This window comes from Rhizobium rhizogenes NBRC 13257, assembly GCF_000696095.1.
Taxonomy (GTDB): domain Bacteria; phylum Pseudomonadota; class Alphaproteobacteria; order Rhizobiales; family Rhizobiaceae; genus Rhizobium; species Rhizobium rhizogenes.
The window spans coordinates 596,910-614,419 of sequence record NZ_BAYX01000001.1 but is presented as its reverse complement, the minus strand read 5'-3'; the positions used below and the strand labels follow the sequence as shown (position 1 = coordinate 614,419).

At 59.0% G+C, this 17,510-nt stretch carries 15 protein-coding genes; 7 read left to right on the top strand and 8 right to left on the bottom strand.

The window, feature by feature from the left end:
* Positions 1-99 precede the first annotated feature (99 nt).
* Positions 100-927, bottom strand: coding sequence for a TolB family protein (locus RRH01S_RS02985; protein ID WP_042469909.1), 828 nt, complete (start codon positions 925-927; stop codon positions 100-102).
* 31 nt (positions 928-958) lie between these two features.
* Complete coding sequence (locus RRH01S_RS02980; protein ID WP_012651629.1) at positions 959-2,638, bottom strand: NAD+ synthase; 1,680 nt, start codon at positions 2,636-2,638, stop codon at positions 959-961.
* A 189-nt stretch (positions 2,639-2,827) separates the two neighbouring features.
* Between RRH01S_RS02980 and RRH01S_RS02975 the strand changes: the two genes are divergently transcribed.
* The 4 genes from RRH01S_RS02975 (at position 2,828) to RRH01S_RS02960 (ending at position 6,059) form a co-directional block, all read left to right on the top strand.
* Entirely contained in the window at positions 2,828-4,756 is a 1,929-nt protein-coding gene (locus RRH01S_RS02975) for an LTA synthase family protein (RefSeq protein WP_012651630.1), read from the top strand.
* Positions 4,757-4,839: 83 nt separating this feature from the next.
* Entirely contained in the window at positions 4,840-5,376 is a 537-nt protein-coding gene (locus tag RRH01S_RS02970) for a DUF1003 domain-containing protein (protein WP_012651631.1), read from the top strand.
* 81 nt (positions 5,377-5,457) lie between these two features.
* Positions 5,458-5,721 (top strand): CopG family ribbon-helix-helix protein, encoded by a 264-nt coding sequence (locus RRH01S_RS02965; RefSeq protein ID WP_012651632.1) that lies wholly within the window; start codon positions 5,458-5,460, stop codon positions 5,719-5,721.
* Positions 5,718-6,059 carry a type II toxin-antitoxin system RelE/ParE family toxin gene (locus tag RRH01S_RS02960; RefSeq protein WP_042469908.1) on the top strand — a complete coding sequence of 114 codons (342 nt, stop codon included), beginning with the start codon at positions 5,718-5,720 and terminating at the stop codon, positions 6,057-6,059. Before RRH01S_RS02965 ends, RRH01S_RS02960 begins: the two co-directional genes overlap by 4 nt.
* 15 nt (positions 6,060-6,074) lie before the next feature.
* Here the strand turns inward: RRH01S_RS02960 and RRH01S_RS02955 are convergent, their stop codons facing one another.
* The 5 genes from RRH01S_RS02955 to rpiA form a co-directional block, all read right to left on the bottom strand.
* Entirely contained in the window at positions 6,075-6,500 is a 426-nt protein-coding gene (locus RRH01S_RS02955; RefSeq protein WP_012651633.1) for a GFA family protein, read from the bottom strand.
* Between the two features lie 158 nt (positions 6,501-6,658).
* Positions 6,659-8,032, bottom strand: a complete 1,374-nt coding sequence (locus RRH01S_RS02950) for a class II 3-deoxy-7-phosphoheptulonate synthase (RefSeq protein ID WP_012651634.1) — start codon at positions 8,030-8,032, stop codon at positions 6,659-6,661.
* Between the two features lie 149 nt (positions 8,033-8,181).
* Entirely contained in the window at positions 8,182-9,567 is a 1,386-nt protein-coding gene (gor, locus tag RRH01S_RS02945) for a glutathione-disulfide reductase (protein ID WP_012651635.1), read from the bottom strand.
* A 174-nt stretch (positions 9,568-9,741) separates the two neighbouring features.
* On the bottom strand, positions 9,742-10,314 hold the full coding sequence (locus tag RRH01S_RS02940) for a DUF2059 domain-containing protein (protein WP_007696476.1): 573 nt from the start codon (positions 10,312-10,314) through the stop codon (positions 9,742-9,744).
* A gap of 13 nt (positions 10,315-10,327) precedes the next feature.
* Positions 10,328-11,029, bottom strand: a complete 702-nt coding sequence (gene rpiA / locus RRH01S_RS02935) for a ribose-5-phosphate isomerase RpiA (RefSeq protein WP_012651636.1) — start codon at positions 11,027-11,029, stop codon at positions 10,328-10,330.
* A gap of 198 nt (positions 11,030-11,227) precedes the next feature.
* Here rpiA and RRH01S_RS02930 point away from each other — a divergent pair, with 198 nt between their 5' ends.
* Positions 11,228-11,902, top strand: a complete 675-nt coding sequence (locus RRH01S_RS02930) for an HAD family hydrolase (protein ID WP_042469906.1) — start codon at positions 11,228-11,230, stop codon at positions 11,900-11,902.
* An 80-nt stretch (positions 11,903-11,982) separates the two neighbouring features.
* Here the strand turns inward: RRH01S_RS02930 and RRH01S_RS02925 are convergent, their stop codons facing one another.
* On the bottom strand, positions 11,983-13,884 hold the full coding sequence (locus RRH01S_RS02925) for a L,D-transpeptidase family protein (protein WP_012651638.1): 1,902 nt from the start codon (positions 13,882-13,884) through the stop codon (positions 11,983-11,985).
* A 412-nt stretch (positions 13,885-14,296) separates the two neighbouring features.
* Between RRH01S_RS02925 and fumC the strand changes: the two genes are divergently transcribed.
* Both fumC and RRH01S_RS02915 read left to right on the top strand, forming a co-directional pair.
* Positions 14,297-15,688, top strand: coding sequence for a class II fumarate hydratase (gene fumC / locus RRH01S_RS02920; RefSeq protein WP_012651639.1), 1,392 nt, complete (start codon positions 14,297-14,299; stop codon positions 15,686-15,688).
* 196 nt (positions 15,689-15,884) lie between these two features.
* Positions 15,885-17,492 carry a fumarate hydratase gene (locus RRH01S_RS02915; RefSeq protein WP_012651640.1) on the top strand — a complete coding sequence of 536 codons (1,608 nt, stop codon included), beginning with the start codon at positions 15,885-15,887 and terminating at the stop codon, positions 17,490-17,492.
* The last annotated feature ends 18 nt before the right edge of the window (positions 17,493-17,510 follow it).

Below are 17,510 nucleotides of genomic sequence, written 5' to 3'. Positions count from 1 at the left end.
AGTTCTATGCATCAGGTGGGCCTTGCCCTTCCCGCGGATCGGATGCGCCCTGAGAACGTCCAAAGATTTATAACGGAGCGTGCGCCCTGTCCAGAGCGGTCACGCCGGCTCGTAGCGGACATAGGCGAATTCATCGCCATCGGGCGACCAGTTCGGCACATTGATACTTCCCTGCCCGCCGAAAAGCTCGAACAATGTCGTGAGGTTGCCACCATCCATGTCCATCAACCGCATGCGAACATTCAGATCGCGCGGATGATCGAAGACATCGGGATCATAGGAAATCAGCAGGACCTTGTCGTTCCTGGGCGATGGATGAGCGAACCAGTTGCCGTAATTGTCGCTTGTCACCTGCTGGAGACCTGTGCCGTCAGGATGAATGCGCCAGATCTGCATCAGGCCGGTGCGGCTGGAGTTAAAATAGATCCATTGCCCGTCGGCGGAATAGTCCGGCCCGTCATTACGGCCCTCGCCATGCGTCAGCCGCGTCTCCTCGCCGCCATCGACCGAAATCGTGTAGATATCGAAGACGTTGTTGCGGATACCGCAATAGGAGAAGCGTTTTCCATCAGGCGACCAGCCATGCCAGTAGGACGGCAGATTGGTCGTCACCTGCCGTGGTGTCCCGCCTTCGGCCGGCAGGACATAGATGCAGGACTTGCCATGCTGGGTCTTGTCGGAGATAGCAATCAGCGAGCCATCCGGTGAAATGCCGTGGTCGTTGTTGCAGAGCGTTGCAAAGCTGGTATCGACCTGAACGGGCTCGGCTTTGCCATCAAGGGCGAGCCGATAGAGCAATCCATCACCGTTCAATAGCAGATAGCGCCCGTCGGGCGAGAAATTCGGCGCTTCGATCAACGTCTCCGTCTGCCAGACGATTCGGTTTTCACCGGTGCGGATATTGTAGATTTCGACCGAACTGCGCATTGCTTCTCCACTCGCCGGATGGGCGTTACGATCAACGATCGCGGAACCGGTTGGTGATAGGATAGCGCCGATCGCGACCGAAATTCTTGGTGGTGATCCTCACGCCCGGCGCCGACTGGCGGCGCTTGTACTCGGCAAGATAAAGCAGATGCTCGATCCGATGGACCGTCGCGACATCATGCCCCCGCGCCACGATCTCGTCGACCGCCATTTCCTTTTCCACCAGGCACTCCAGAATGTCATCGAGCGCCGGATAGGGCGGCAGCGAATCCTGGTCGGTCTGGTTCGGCCTGAGTTCGGCCGACGGCGCCTTGTCGATGATGTTGTAAGGGATCACCTCGCCCGATGGGCCAAGCGCCCCCGGCGGCACATGAAGATTGCGCCAGCGCGACAGCGCATAGACCTGCATCTTGTAGAGATCCTTGATCGGGTTGAAGCCGCCGTTCATGTCACCATAGAGCGTGGCATAGCCGACCGACATTTCCGACTTGTTGCCGGTGGTGACAACCATCGAGCCGAACTTGTTGGAGATCGCCATCAGGATGGTCCCGCGCGCGCGGCTCTGCAGGTTTTCCTCGGTGATGCCGCTTTCGGTGCCTTCGAACAGATCCGCCAATGCCGAGGTAAAACCTGTCACGGGCTCCTCGATCGGCACGATATCGTAGCGGCAGCCGAGCGCCTTGGCGCAATCGGCCGCATCCTTCAGCGAATCCTCCGACGTATAGCGGTAAGGCAGCATGACGGTACGCACCCGCTCCTCGCCGAGCGCATCCACCGCAATCGCCGCACAGATGGCCGAATCGATGCCACCAGACAGGCCGAGCACGACCGATTTGAAGCCATTCTTGTTCACATAATCGCGGAAGCCCAACAGGCAGGCACGATAATCAGCCTCCTCGCCTTCCGGAATATGCGCCATCGGGCCTTCGCTGCAATGCCAGCCATCGCCGTTCTTCTTCCAGGTCGTCACCGCCAGTGCGGTTTCGAACTGACTCATCTGGAAAGCCAGAGACTTGTCGGCGTTGAAAGCAAAGCTCGCGCCGTCGAAAACATACTCGTCCTGGCCGCCGACCTGAGCTGCAAAGACGAGCGGCAAGCCCGACTCGATCACCTGACGGAGCACGACCTGATAACGAACATCGACCTTGCCGCGATAGTAAGGTGAACCGTTCGGAACCAGAAGAATTTCCGCGCCGCTTTCAGCCAGCGTTTCGCAGATGCCGAGATCGTTCCAGATCTCCTCGCAGATCGGGATACCGATCCGCACGCCCCGGAAATTGACCGGCCCGGCGATAGTCCCCTCGTCGAAGACACGTTTCTCGTCGAACTCGCCATAGTTTGGCAGGTCGACCTTGTCCCTGATGAAGATGACTTTGCCGCCGTCAATCACGGCAACAGAATTGTAGCGCCCGGTCTCGTCCTGGCGTGGAAAGCCGATGATGACCCCTGGTCCGCCATCGGCGGTATCGGCGGCGAGACTTTCCACAGCCTTCCAGCAGGCGCGGATGAAGGCCGGTTTCAGCACCAGATCTTCCGGCGGATAGCCGGAAATAAACAGCTCCGTAAACAAGACAAGCTGCGCGCCCTCGCGCGCCGCCTCGGCCCGGGCTTCGCGCGCCTTCACAAGGTTGCCGGAGACATCGCCGACCGTCGGATTGAGTTGCGCGACAGCGATGCGGATGGTCTGGGTGATGGGGCTTTGCTGTGTCATGCCATATATTTAACGACGGCGCCCCCGTTCCGCAACAACCTTTGGCGGCCTTCGCGTGCGAAAGATGGCGGCGCTCGCATGAGCGGTATTTTGTCACCGGAAAATACTAAGTCAGCCTTGCGGTTCATCCGGCATTCATGACAAAGGAGTGACACTTCTGTGAAACCTTAGTAACATACGGAGAGATCGGTGATCGCCCCGGTATCCAGTCCCGCATTGGCAGGCAAGCCCGCCATTCTTCAAAAGCTTGGCACGGCGAGACAGCAATCGGCGGTTCTGCGCCAGATTCTCAGCCTTTTGCTGACCTTCCTGTCCTCGCTGCTGATCGTCATCGCGGTCGAGTGGGTCGCGCGCGGCGAACTGACGGATGTCCCGGCCTATTTGTTTTCCGCCAATCAGCCTGCCTTCACCACCATCGGCATCGTCATGCTGCTAATGCTCGTGCTCGACGCGCTATTCGGCCGCGCGCATCAGTCGATATTGGTGGTCGCACCCCTGGTCCTCATCCCGGCCTTCCTCTCCAGCCAGAAACAGCATTATCTTTCCGATCCCCTCTATCCCTCGGATTTCCTGTTTGCGCGCCAGATCATGGAGCTCATGCCGGTGATGGTGCGCGAGCGGCCATGGACCGCCGTCGCGCTTGCTTTCGGCATCATCGCCCTGGTCGCCGCCCTCGCCCTTCTCTGGCGCTATGCCTGGCGGCATGCCGCGACGCTTTCGCGCAAGGCGAGGGTCATGCGGCTCTCCGTCTGCCTGCCTCTGGCAGCCCTCTTCGTCTCGCAGATGGACGCGACGCAATATTCGTTCATCCGCGAGAAATTACGCATCATCCCCATCGTCTGGGATCAGAAGGAAAATTACAGCTACAACGGCTTCATCATCGCCTTCTCGCTGAACCTGCCGATGGCAGATGTCAAAGTGCCGGCGGGTTATGGGCCGGATGCGATGGACGCCATTCCCGCCCGCAATTACGGTTATCTCTCCGGTCCGCGCCGAAAGCCCGACGTCATCATGCTGATGAGCGAATCCTTCTGGGATCCGACCCGGCTTTCCAACCTGACCTTCACGCCGGACCCGATGCCGACGATCCGCGCGGCGCAATCCGGCCAGGTCTTCTCGCCGGAATTCGGCGGCATGACCGCCAATGTCGAGTTCGAGGCCCTGACCGGCTTCTCCAACGCCTTCCTGCCCTATGGCAGCATTCCCTACCAGCAATATGTCCGCAAGCCGATGCCATCGCTTGCCACCTTCTTCCGGGGTCAAGGCTATGCAGCGCGCGCGCTCCATCCGTTCAGCGGCTGGTTCTGGAACCGCAACGAAGTCTACAAGGCCTTCGGCTTTGAGGAGTTCCACACCGAAGACACCATGCCGCCGATGGAAAAGCGCGGCATTTTCGCCTCCGACGACTCGCTGATGAAAGAAATCATGCACGAAGGCGACGAGATGGACCGGCCGTTCTTCTTCTTCGCCGTCACCCTGCAGGGCCATGGCCCCTACGAACCGAACCGCTATGCCGAAAACACCGTCGATATCAAGGGAGACCTGACGGATGCCGACCGCGATACGCTCGCGACCTATGCGCAAGGTGTTCACGAATCCGATCAAAGCCTGAAGATGCTGATGGACTGGGCCTCCAAGCGCGACCGCGAGACGATCATCGTTCTCTGGGGCGATCATCTGCCGCCGCTCGGCAGCGTCTATCCGAACACCGGCTACATGCCCGAACAGGTGGCATCTAGAAAAGCGCCGCTCGACATCATGAAGCGGGAGCACGAAACGCCGCTGGTCATCTGGTCGAGCAAGAAGGGCGTGCGCAAGGATGTCGGCACGATCAGCCCGTCGCAGCTGCCCTATCATATCCTCAAGACCGCTGGCTACGAGCATCCGTTCTACACCGGCTTTCTCGGCCGGGTGCAGAAGAAGTACAACATCATCGATCGCTATCAGCTCGCGACGCGCGACAACCAGACCTTTCCGGACTGGTCCCGCAACGAGCAGAACCTCGATCCCATGATGCGCGACTACCGCTATTTGCAGCATGACATGATGTTCGGACGGGAATACGGCCTCGACCGCTTCTTCCCGTCGCATGCCTGGCTGGTCAACCAGGGCAGCTAGGCTGCGACCCTTTTCACGTTGCATTTCCATCGGGCAGTCGAATACTTGGCACTCAAAGGCGATCGAGTCCTTGGAGTGTTCCCATGTATAATCTGCCCAATTTCGTTCATCAGCATTTCGACAAGACGGCCGAAGAGCTGGGCGAGGTCGAAAAGCGCGTGCTGAAGAAGGCACATGAACGCAAGATCGTTTCCACCGACATCAATGCTGCCTTCTCCGCCAAAGCCTCTTATGGCGAACGCCTCGCGGACGGCATCGCCCGCGTCGGCGGTTCCTGGTCCTTCATCATCTGTTTCCTGCTGTTCCTGGTCTTCTGGTGCATCGTCAACACCATCGTTCTTCTCACCCGCGCCTTCGACCCCTACCCCTTCATCTTCCTCAACCTCGTCCTCTCCATGATCGCCGCCATCCAGGCCCCGATCATCATGATGTCACAGAACCGCCAGACCGAGCGTGACCGCTTCGAGGCCGCCAAGGATTACGAGGTCAATCTCAAGGCCGAACTCGAAGTCCTGTCGTTGCACCAGAAGATCGACCTGCAGGTACTGACAGAACTCGTGGCGGTGCGGGAAGAAGTCGCGAAGTTGAGCAAGCTTGTGGCGGAGAAGAATGGGAACTGACAAGGAAGCCGTTGCCTCGTCCTCAAAAATTGACTTTCAGCGCATCCCCTGTATTTTGTAATACAGAAGGAGATAAAGTTGATGAAAAATCAAAGTGGACTTTCGGATCCTATTACTCTCCGAGTTCCCGTTGACATCCTGGCCGAGATCGAAGAGATCGCCGATGTCTGCGAGCGGACGCGTAGCTGGGTCTTTGTGCGGGCGCTCAAATCCTATCTGGCGGCCGAGGGTCGCGAGGTACTGGAAATTGCAAAGGCTCGCCGCGATATGGCAAACGGCGAAGCATATGATCTTGACGATGTCATCAGCGAAGCGGCGAAGGTCGTCAAAGGGGCCGCCGCCTGAAAAGAGTTCCCCTTTCGGCTGGCGCCAGAGCCTATATCAAGTCGGAAGCGCAATACCTGAAAGATAGAAGTCCTGCCGCGGCTCTCCGCTTCCTCGACGATCTGAACAGACTCAAGACAAATTTGCTTCTTTTTCCTCAGATGGGTTTTCGAAGCGACGAACTGCCAATCCCCGGGGTTTTGCGATTTACGATGGGAGATTATCTCATCGACTACGAAATTGCCGATGACCTGATAGAGATCAGAGCCATTCGCCACGATCACCAAAGACCTCCGGGTCTCCAGATCGACGATGATTTCGATTACGAAGATGGCGATCCCGAACGGCCCAAAACTTAACGGCGCCGTGCTTGATCAGTCTGACGGCCCCGCAGTCAGCAGCCCCGGCCGGCCCTGCCGATATTGCGGCAGCCCGTCGCCGATCTCGTAGAAATCACCCTTGTCGGCGCAATAGATGTGGTAGGCGAGTTTCAGCTCGCTCGGCTGATCGAACAGCCCGGCCATGATCGAGATATTGTCGGAACTGTCCGCCAACCAGAAAAGCGCCGAACCGCAGACGCGGCAGAAACCTCGGCGCGCGAAGGAGCTGGCGCGATACCAGGTGATCGCCTCTTCTCCTTCAATGATGATGTTGCCGCGAGGCACGTCGGTTGCGGCGTAATAAAGCCCGGTCTGCTTGCGGCATTGCGAACAATGGCAGGCAACAACCTCCCGTAATGCGCCGTGTGTCTTGAAACGTACGGCTCCGCAAAGGCAGGCGCCGGTGTGTTCGTCATTCATGCTGATCCCCTTCGTTTCCCCGCAATCTTGACGAGGACGCCACCAGCGTCAAACGCAAAGAAATGAAACAATCTTCAGCCGGATTGATTGCGAAAGCACAAAAGCAAACGGGCCGGTTTTGAGCCGGCCCGTGACAGTAACGATCTGATTATTCGGGATCAGCCGTGCGCGGCCAGACGCTTCTCGTCGCGGCCGCCCTTCATGCGTTCGGCGAGCAGAAAGGCCAGTTCCAGTGCCTGATCGGCATTGAGACGTGGGTCGCAATGCGTGTGATAGCGATCCTGCAAATCCTCGGCACCAACGGCACGGGCGCCGCCCGTGCATTCGGTCACGTCCTTGCCGGTCATCTCGATGTGGATGCCGCCCGGATGCGTGCCCTCGGCACGATGGATCTGGAAGAAGCTTTCGACTTCCGACAGGATACGCTCGAACGGCCGGGTCTTGTAGTTGTTGAGCGTGATCGTGTTGCCGTGCATCGGATCGCAAGACCAGACGACCTTGCGGCCTTCCTTCTCGACAGCGCGAATGAGGCGCGGCAGGTTGTCGGCGACCTTGTCGTGGCCGAAACGGCAGATCAGCGTCAGGCGACCGGCTTCGTTGGCAGGGTTCAGGATGTCGATCAGATTGAGCAGATCGTCCGCCTGCAGCGAAGGACCGCACTTCAAGCCGATCGGGTTCTTGATGCCGCGGAAATACTCGATATGCGCGTGATCGGCCTGGCGCGTACGGTCGCCGATCCAGAGCATATGGCCCGAGGTCGCATACCAGTCACCCGAGGTGGAGTCGACGCGCGTGAAGGCCTCTTCGTAGCCGAGCAGCAACGCTTCATGGCTGGTGAAGAAATCGGTCTCGCGCAGGCTCGGATTGTTCTCCGAGGAGATGCCGATCGCCTTCATAAAGTCCATGGTTTCGCTGATGCGATCGGCGAGCTTGCGGTAGCGCTCGCCCTGCGGGCTGTCCTTGACGAAACCGAGCATCCACTGGTGGACGTTTTCGAGGTTGGCATAGCCGCCCATCGCAAAGGCGCGCAGCAGATTGAGCGTCGCCGCCGACTGGCGGTAAGCCATCATCTGGCGTTCCGGATTGGGGATGCGCGCTTCTTCATTGAATTCGATGCCGTTGACGATATCGCCGCGATAGCTCGGCAGCGACACGCCGCCCTGGGTCTCGATGCCCGAGGAACGCGGCTTGGCGAACTGGCCGGCGATGCGGCCAACCTTAACCACCGGCAGCTGAGCACCAAACGTCAGAACGACGGCCATCTGCAGGAAAGCGCGGAAAAAGTCGCGGATCGTGTCGGCGCCATGCTCGGCAAAGCTTTCTGCGCAGTCGCCGCCCTGCAGCAGGAAGCCATTGCCTTCGGCAACATTGGCAAGGTGCGCTTTCAGACGGCGAGCCTCACCGGCAAAAACGAGCGGCGGATAGCTAGCAAGCTGCGCTTCCGTTGCCGCCAGCGCCGCCTGGTCCGGATATTCCGGCACCTGCTGGATCGGTTTTTGCCGCCAAGTGCTCGGTGTCCAATTCTGTGCCATCTCACTCACCTGTTTTCGCGCCTGGTCTCTTCGCCAAGTGCCCGTCGCCGTAAATTGTGCGCGCTTATAAACCTTTGCCGGCCACTTGCAAAGGCGAACCAACTATTCGGCAGGTCTTTTGTGCGCCAGGGAATTACTATCCCTATTGCTTACACGCGCTCGCCGTTGCGGATGCGGTAGCTTGGGGAATACATCGTCACCAATTCTTCGGCAGCCGTCGGATGAACGGCCATGGTACGATCGAAATCTTCCTTGGTGCAGCCGGCCTTCAAGGGAATGCCAAGCAGCTGCGCCATCTCGCCGGCATCGTGGCCGAGAATATGCGCGCCGATGACCTTGCGATCGGCGGCGTTGACGATCAGCTTCATGATCATTTTCTCGCTGCCGCCGGACAATGTTGCCTTCATCGGCCGGAACTGGGCACGATAGACCTCTATCTCGGGATAACGCTTGGCGGCATCTTCCTCGGTCAGGCCAACCGTACCGATCTCCGGCTGCGAGAAGACGGCGGTTGCGATCAACTCATGATCCGGGCGGGTCGGATTGTTCTTGTAGACGGTCTCGATGAAGCACATGGCTTCATGGATCGCCACGGGCGTCAGCTGTACCCGGTCAGTGACATCTCCAAGCGCATAGATGTTCGGCACCGATGTGCGTGAATATTCGTCGACGACGATGGCGCCTTGTTCATTCGTTGCCACACCGGCCGCTTCGAGCCCGAGATCTCTCGTATTCGGCGTGCGGCCAAGTGCCAACATCACCGTGTCGACAGTCAATGCCTTGTCGTTCTTCGTCCGGACGCTGAGACCCGCTTCCGTCTTCGTCACGCTCTCGATGATGTCGTGGCAAAGGATGCGGATGCCCTTGGCCTCCATGGCCTCATGCAGGCCCTTGCGCAGGTCCTGATCGAAGCGCGACAGGATCTCCGCGCCGCGATAGATCAGCGTCGTCTCGACACCAAGCCCATGGAAGATGTTGGCGAATTCCACTGCGATATAGCCGCCGCCGGCGATCAGGATCGATTTCGGCAGTTCGTCCAGATGGAAAGCCTCGTTGGAGGAAATGCAGAATTCATGGCCGGGCAAGGCCGTGTGCAGGTTCGGCGTCCCGCCGGTCGCAACAACGATCGTTTCCGCGGTGACGGTCTTGCCGGTCTTCAGGAGACGGATCGTATGGGCATCGACCAGCTCGGCGCGCGTATCGAAGATCTCGGCCTTGGCGTTGTCGAGCCCCTTGCGATAAAGCCCCTCAAGCCGCTCGATTTCCTTGTCCTTCGCCCCGATCAGCTTCTTCCAGTCGAAACTGCTCTCCCCGACCGTCCAGCCGAAGCCGGCGGCATCCTCGAAATGCTCGCTATATTGCGAGGCATAGACGAAGAGCTTCTTCGGCACGCAGCCGCGGATAACGCATGTGCCGCCGTAACGATATTCCTCAGCTATGCCGACCTTCTTGCCGAGCGACGCGGCGACGCGCGCACTGCGCACGCCCCCGGAACCGCCACCAATGACGAAAAGATCGAAATCAAAGGAAGACATCGGATACTCCTGCGGAAATAAGGGCGGCGCACGAAGCGCTCATGGGGGTCGGCACTGATATAGGATCTCGACCTACAAAAAGAAAAGCCCGGAACGTTATCCGGGCTTTTAAATTCCGAGAGCTCGAATTGCGCAACCCCAAAAATTCGGATGGGATCACGACAAAAGTCGAGCTTACTTCTTGGTTGCAGGGGCCGGGGCCGGCTGGGCGCCGGTCGTAGCGTCGGTTGGCACGGGAGCGATCGGCGCCTTTACCACCTTCTGCAGAGCGTCGCTGCTCTGGTTGGCGAGATCACGCGAGATGCCCTGCCCCCAGATGTCGGCCGCCTTGTAGAGTTCGCGCAAAGCAACCGGGTTGTCCTGCAGGAATTTCTTGCCGGTTGGCGAGGTGAAGAATGCAGCGATAGAGTTGAGCTCTTCGGTCGTAAATGCCTTCGAGTATGTTACGGCGGCTTCACGCTCCAGGTCAGCGCGGCGCGGCGCAAGCGCAAGTGCGGTAGCGTCGACGGACGAGTTGATGGCATCGCCGAAGTTCGGATTCGCCTGAATCATCGTGCTCTTCAGCTGTTCGGCGAGGTTCGGCAGGATGTTGTCGAACTGGTTCGTGACGCCGAGCGCGTTGATCGCGGCACGAGCGGCCTTGATCTGCTCTTCCGAGACTTCCTGTGCACTGACGGAGCCGAGCGCGATACCAGAAAGAACGATGGTTGCAGCGGCAAAACGGCCAAGACCCGCAATTTTGATCATGAGTTCAGTGCTCCTATGTATTGTTCGCCTGCAACGTGCGTGCGCCGGAGGGACCGGCAATAATCGCAAGTGTCGCCATGTTGATAAAGAGCCCGTGTTCGACAACACCGGGAATCGAATTTAGCGCAATCGACAGCGCCTCTGCATCAGGAATACGGCCAAAAGATGCGTCGATGATGAAATGCCCGCCGTCGGTCATGAAGTTGCCGTCTTCCGATTGGCGCAGGTTGAGCGCGCCGGAAAGGCCCAGGCGGGCGGCCGTCTTCTCGATCTGGATACGCGTGGAAACGAGGCCGAAAGGGTTCACCTCGATCGGCAGCGCAAAGGCGCCAAGCGTCTGAACAACCTTGCTTTCGTCGGCAATGACAATCATCCGCTGTGACGAGGCCGCGACGATCTTTTCGCGCAGCAGCGCGCCGCCGCCACCCTTGATCAGCCGCAGGGCGCCATCCACTTCGTCGGCACCATCGATGGTGAGATCGAGTTCGGGAAGTTCATCGAGCGACTTCAACGGCACGCCGAGGTCGACGCAGAGCCGGGCTGTCCGCTCGGAGGTCGGAACTCCCTCGATCACGAGGCCAGCCGCAACCTTCTCGGCGAGCAACCGAACAAATTCCTCGGCCGTGCTGCCCGTACCGACCCCGAGCCGCATACCGCTCTCGACATAGGCCAGAGCCGCCCTTGCGGCCTCGATCTTCATTTGGCGGGCGTCCATACGCCACCTGCTCCCGATTGTTACGTTGGGTGCTGTTTACACGGCTCTCCGGGCAAACGAAAGCCAAAATAACGGCCTCACATAGAAATCCCGGGCCATATTCGAAGCGGCTCGCGACGCCATTAGTTGCAATTGCCGGCCCGATCTTCTAACTCCGAACGACTTGCTTTTCTCTTCTGTTCCAAAGGCTGATTCCTTGTGAAATCTCCCCTTGTCGTATTCGATCTCGACGGCACCCTGCTCGACACCCATGCCGATCTCGTCGCCAGTCTCAATCACACGATCGACGCGCTCCATCTCGCGCCCGTCAGTTACGACGACCTGACTCATCTTGTCGGCAATGGCGCGCAGGTGATGATCGAACGTGCTTGCAAGCTGCGGGATTATACGCTTGCTCCAGAGGAGCTGCCGGCACTTCTTCAGCGCTTCATCACGCATTATAGCGAGACGATGCCGGGCCTGACCGAACCCTATCCCGGCCTGCTGGCTGCCATGGATGCACTGAAGGGCCAAGGCTACAAGCTGGCGGTCTGCACCAACAAGATGGAATCTCTCGCCCGCACGCTGCTCGAGAGGCTCAATCTCATCCATTATTTCGAAGCCATCACCGGAGGGGATACCTTCCCCGTTCGCAAGCCGAATGCCGATCATCTGATCGGCACCGTGGAGCGCGCCGGCGGCGACCTCAGCCGCACCGTCATGATCGGCGACAGCGTCAATGACATCCTCGTCGCCCGCAATGCCGGCGTCCCCTCGATCGCCGTGCCTTTCGGCTATTCCGACGTCAGCGTGGAGAGCCTCGGCCCAAGCCGCATCATCAGCCATTATGACGAACTGACGCCGGCGCTGGTGCAGGGGTTGCTTGCCGCCTGATCCAAAGCGGATTTTTTGAGCGGATAAGAAAAAGGCGGCCCAACGGACCGCCTTTTCTGTGTTCAAATATCAAACTGCAATCAGATCTGCGCCGTGCGGGACTTGGTGGTCGCGTCGAGCGCCTTTTGCGTTGCCGCGTCGCGATCGTAGACATCGTTGAAATACTGCACGACGCCGTCCTTGTTCGGCCAGGCGGTGAAGTAGGCGATATAGATCGGCACCTTCTGCGGCACGGCCACGGCCTTGTTCTGGCCGCCGGCAATCTGCTTTGCAATATCCGCAACTGTGGTGTTCAGCACGGCAGCAGCCATGGCGCGCGGATCGGCAAGGCGGACACAGCCATGGCTGAGGGCGCGCATATCCTTCTTGAAGAAGCTCTTCTGCGGTGTGTCATGCATGTAGATCGCATGCGAGTTGGGGAAGAGGATCTTCAGCTCGCCCAATGCATTGTCGCTGCTCGGCGGCTGGCGCACCGCGACGCTTTTGGTCGAGCCGTACCAGTCGACGCTGGACGAAGCGACAGCGCGGCCACCGACCTCGACCTGATAGCCCATGCGGTCGAGATAGTTCGGGTCGGCGCGTAGCTTCGGCAGCATCTCGTTGATGATGATCGACTGCGGAACGCCCCAGAACGGATTGAACTCGACCGTCTGGATCTGATCCTCGAAGAAGAAGGTCTGATGCTGCTTGCCGCCGACGACGACGCGCATCGACAGCTGTTCCTGATTGTTGTTGTGGTAGTAGACCATGAAGGCCGGCTGGTTGATCAGGACGTAGCGTGAGCCGAGTTCGTTCGGCAGCCAGCGCAACTGCTCCATGGCGATAACCAGCTTCTGGATCTTCGCGTCACTGTTTTCACCGACCATGGCGCGGACCGAAGACTGGCCGATGACGCCATCGGACGTCAGACCCTTCTCCTTCTGGAAGTCCTCGACCAGCGCCACGAGATCCGGGGTATAATCCGGCGTCCCCTGATAGGAGGCGAGCGTGGCGGCGTGAGCCGTCTTCAGCACATCGGAGCCGCGATGCTGGATCGCCTTGACGATGTTGGTCATTTCCGGCGAGCTGCCGCCCGGCTTCAGAATACCGGTCAGCGAAATGGAAATATTGCTGCCATTGGTGCTGTTTGCGCCCTTGAGCTTGGCAAGCTCAGCCTTCAGCTCCGTGAACTGCTGGTTCGAAGGGCTGCGACTGTTGAGATAGGCGGCGGCATCCGGGCTTGCGCGTAAGATGCCAAGCACCGGCATCAGATTGACGTCCTTGCGCTTGAAGTCGTGATAACCGGAGATCTTGTTCGGGTCGAGACGGCCGCGCACCGTGTCCTGAACGAACATCAGCACCTTGCTGGAGAGCGTCAGCTCGAACTGCATCAGGGCGCGGTCGCGCATTTCCTGATCGACGCTCGACTGTTCGAAATTCGGCGGCGTCACTGCATAATCGGCAGGATCGAGGCCAACGGAGGCAGCATCGGCAAGAACCGCCAGAGCAGCCTTTGCCTTGTCGTTGATGGCATTATCGGCAACCCAGACCAGCGGCTTGCTCTGGTCGGCATAATAGGACTCAACCGCCTTGGCGACGTCATTCGTGGCCATGACGCGAACTTCGGTCAGATGATGGCGCTGCGACGCGCTCGAATCCACGGCAACCGGAGCGGCCGAAGCATCTGCGACGGCGCCGGTCACCACCGGGTCCGCGAAACGATTGGACGCAATCAGCCGCAAGGCTTCGGGTTTGTAGGTATAATATTGCGGGGCATCAACCTTGGGCAACGGCCCTTTCGGCTGCGCCGACTTGGGAGCAACAATGCTCTCCTGCGCTGGATTGGCGGTGACCGGAGCGGAGACTTGCGTGCTCTGCTGACGTCCCTGGCCTCCACGAATGAAGTCCATAAGGGTCATCGCGTTCGCGGATGTCGCGCCGACGGCGGAGATGCAGCAGGAAAGCGCCAGGACGGATGCTGCGGCTTTGGTGACAAGTTTCATTCTCTAATCAGTCCCCGTGTCATGCTCTAGCCTCAAGACAGACGGTGCTGTTTTCAAATCGGCCACGATGTTCCTAACATCGTTTAACCATCAAAATGAAAACGACCAGCCCCGCCTTTTGTTCAACGCCTCAACTTCGTGTGAGAAAGCAAAGGCGCGCTTCGCGATTTAATTCACACAAAATTATGAAATTATTGGTTAATTTTTTATTGAATTTTCCTGCGGTTTTCATGCGTCTATAAGCACATCGCAAAGAATATCCGCCGAGCGTGTCAAAAAGAACACGCCCTACCCTGTGGGTTAAAAACATGATGAATTTCGTCATGAAATACGCGCACCAGCTGTTTTCTTGGGCGCCATTCGGACCTATATGGCAACTATCTTTTTCAACGGAAAAGCAGGATCTGAGATCATGACCTCCACCCGCACCGAAACCGACACGTTTGGCCCGATCGAAGTGGCAAGCGACCGCTATTGGGGCGCACAGGCACAGCGCTCGCTCGGCAACTTCAAGATCGGTTGGGAGAAGCAGCCATTGTCGATCGTCCGCGCGCTGGGCATCGTCAAGCAGGCGGCCGCCCGCGCCAATATGGAGCTCGGCCAACTGGATCCCGCTCTCGGTAAAGTGATCGCCGAAGCGGCACAGGAAGTCATCGACGGCAAGCTCAACGAGCATTTTCCGCTGGTCGTCTGGCAAACGGGCTCCGGCACGCAATCGAACATGAATGCCAATGAAGTGATCTCCAACCGCGCGATCGAAATGCTTGGCAGCGTCATGGGCTCCAAGAAGCCGGTGCATCCGAATGACCACGTCAATATGAGCCAGTCGTCGAACGACACCTATCCGACGGCAATGCATATCGCCTGCGCCGAGCAGATCGTCCATCACCTGCTGCCAAGCCTGCGACATCTGCATGCTGCTTTGGAAAAGAAGGTCGCCGACTTCGCCCATATCATCAAGATCGGCCGCACTCACACGCAGGACGCCACGCCGCTGACGCTGGGCCAGGAGTTTTCCGGCTATGCGGCCCAGGTCGCCTCGGCCATCAAGCGTATCGAACTGACGCTGCCGGGTCTCAGCGAACTCGCCCAGGGCGGCACGGCGGTCGGAACCGGCCTCAATGCGCCGATCGGCTTTGCCGAAAAGGTGGCCGACGAGATCGCCAAGATTACCGGCCTGCCCTTCGTCACCGCGCCGAACAAGTTCGAGGCGCTTGCTGCACATGACTCGATGGTCTTCAGCCATGGCGCCATCAACGCGGCGGCTGCCGCCCTCTTCAAGATCGCCAACGACATCCGCCTGCTCGGCTCCGGCCCGCGCGCCGGGCTCGGCGAGTTGTCGTTGCCGGAAAACGAGCCGGGTTCCTCGATCATGCCGGGTAAGGTCAACCCAACTCAGTGCGAAGCCCTGACGCAGGTCTGCATCCACATCTTCGGCAACAACGCCGCCCTCACCTTCGCCGACAGCCAGGGTCATTTCGAGCTCAACGTCTACAACCCGATGATGGCCTATAATTTCCTGCAATCGGTGCAACTGCTCGGCGACGCCGCCGTCTCCTTCACCGACAATTGCGTCGTCGGCATCGAGGCACGCGAGGACAATATCAAGGCGGGTCTCGACCGCTCGCTGATGCTGGTCACCGCGCTGGCCCCAAAGATCGGCTACGACAACGCCGCCAAGATCGCCAAGACGGCACATAAGAACGGCACGACCTTGAAGGAAGAGGCTTTGGCGAGCGGGCTTGTTTCCGCCGAAGATTACGATGCGATCGTTCGGCCGGAGACGATGATCGGGCCGAAGTAAGTTCTGGAACCAAGATCGAGCTTCCGGCAGGCAAGTCGGGAGCTCACATCGCTTGAAGATTGATTGTCCATCAACACAGCAATCTCCTGTTTTGAAATTCCATCGTAGTAACCAATCAATTGCATTTGGACCTTGCCGGATTTAGACCGTTTCCAAACGTCTCTTCCGCCACTTCAAGGCATTGAAAGGTCCACGCATGGCTGACGATCTCTTTCCCCTCGGTGCAGACGCCACTCCCTATCGCAAGATTTCCGGCGATTACGTCTCTGTCGATACGTTCAAGGGCCAGGATATCCTGACCATCGATCCCGAGGGCATCCGGCTGCTTGCCGAGACCGCTTTCGCCGATATCAACCATCTTCTGCGACCCGGCCACCTCAAGCAGCTCGCCTCCATTCTCGAAGACCCGGAGGCGACCGACAACGACCGCTTCGTTGCCTACGATCTGCTGAAGAACGCCAATATTGCCGCCGGCGGCGTGCTGCCCATGTGCCAGGACACAGGCACGGCGATCATCATGGGCAAGAAAGGCCGTCGCGTCTGGACCGAGGGCGGCGACAACGCGGCGCTGGCCAAGGGCGTGCTCGACGCCTACGAGAAGAAGAACCTGCGCTATTCGCAGCTCGCTCCCATCAAGATGTTCGAGGAAAAAAACACCAAGAACAACCTTCCGGCCCAGATCGATATTTACGAGGAGGGCACCGACGCCTACGAATTCCTCTTTGTCGCCAAGGGCGGCGGCTCGGCCAACAAGACCTTCCTCTATCAGGGCACGCCGTCCCTGCTCACCCATGACCGCATGTTGGATTTCCTGAAAGAGAAGATCCTGACGCTCGGCACGGCTGCTTGCCCCCCCTATCATCTGGCGATCGTCATCGGCGGCACGTCGGCCGAGATGAACCTCAAGACGGTCAAGCTCGCCTCGACGCGATACCTCGACTGTCTTCCCACGGAGGGCTCCGAAAGCGGGCATGCCTTCCGGGATATCGAAATGGAAAAGGAAATCCACAAGCTGACGCAGAGCCTCGGCGTCGGTGCGCAGTTCGGTGGCAAATATTTCTGCCATGACGTCCGCGTCATCCGCCTGCCCCGCCACGGCGCCTCCCTGCCGATCGGCCTTGGCGTCTCCTGTTCCGCCGACCGCCAAGCCAAGGGTAAGATCACCCGCGACGGCATCTTCATCGAGCAGCTCGAAACCGATCCGTCGAAATACATGCCCGAAATCGATGAGGCAAAGCTGTCCGAATCGATGGTCCGCATCGCCCTCAACCGGCCGATGGCCGATATCCTCGCGGAACTCTCGCGCCATCCAGTGAAGACCCGGCTGTCGCTGACCGGCACCATCATCGTCGCCCGCGATCTGGCACATGCGAAAATCCGCGAGCGCCTGGAAAAGGGCGAAGGCATGCCCGAATATCTGAAGAATCACCCGGTTTACTACGCCGGCCCGGCCAAGACCCCGGCAGGCTATGCTTCCGGCTCCTTCGGCCCGACGACGGCCGGCCGCATGGACAGCTATGTCGACCAGTTCCAGTCCTTCGGCGGCTCGATGGTCATGCTCGCCAAGGGCAACCGTTCACGCGCTGTGCGCGAGGCCTGCAAGACGCACAAGGGCTTCTATCTCGGCTCCATCGGCGGTCCGGCAGCGCGCCTCGCTCAGGACTGCATCAAAAAGGTCGAGGTGCTGGAATATCCGGAACTCGGCATGGAAGCAGTGTGGAAAATCGAAGTGGAAGACTTTCCCGCCTTCATCGTCATCGACGACAAGGGCAACGATTTCTTCCAGGAGCTCAATCTGGGCTGACCACTTTTACCGGAATAG

Excerpts from the sequence above, each read along its gene's own strand:
- RRH01S_RS02925 (WP_012651638.1), bottom strand. The coding sequence starts at position 13,884 with ATGAAACTTGTCACCAAAGCCGCAGCATCCGTCCTGGCGCTTTCCTGC.
- RRH01S_RS02965 (WP_012651632.1), top strand. The coding sequence starts at position 5,458 with ATGAAAAATCAAAGTGGACTTTCGGATCCTATTACTCTCCGAGTTCCC.
- RRH01S_RS02955 (WP_012651633.1), bottom strand. The coding sequence starts at position 6,500 with ATGAATGACGAACACACCGGCGCCTGCCTTTGCGGAGCCGTACGTTTC.
- RRH01S_RS02950 (WP_012651634.1), bottom strand. The coding sequence starts at position 8,032 with ATGGCACAGAATTGGACACCGAGCACTTGGCGGCAAAAACCGATCCAG.
- RRH01S_RS02985 (WP_042469909.1), bottom strand. The coding sequence starts at position 927 with ATGCGCAGTTCGGTCGAAATCTACAATATCCGCACCGGTGAAAACCGA.
- RRH01S_RS02980 (WP_012651629.1), bottom strand. The coding sequence starts at position 2,638 with ATGACACAGCAAAGCCCCATCACCCAGACCATCCGCATCGCTGTCGCG.
- RRH01S_RS02940 (WP_007696476.1), bottom strand. The coding sequence starts at position 10,314 with ATGATCAAAATTGCGGGTCTTGGCCGTTTTGCCGCTGCAACCATCGTT.
- rpiA (WP_012651636.1), bottom strand. The coding sequence starts at position 11,029 with ATGGACGCCCGCCAAATGAAGATCGAGGCCGCAAGGGCGGCTCTGGCC.
- fumC (WP_012651639.1), top strand. The coding sequence starts at position 14,297 with ATGACCTCCACCCGCACCGAAACCGACACGTTTGGCCCGATCGAAGTG.
- gor (WP_012651635.1), bottom strand. The coding sequence starts at position 9,567 with ATGTCTTCCTTTGATTTCGATCTTTTCGTCATTGGTGGCGGTTCCGGG.
- RRH01S_RS02970 (WP_012651631.1), top strand. The coding sequence starts at position 4,840 with ATGTATAATCTGCCCAATTTCGTTCATCAGCATTTCGACAAGACGGCC.
- RRH01S_RS02915 (WP_012651640.1), top strand. The coding sequence starts at position 15,885 with ATGGCTGACGATCTCTTTCCCCTCGGTGCAGACGCCACTCCCTATCGC.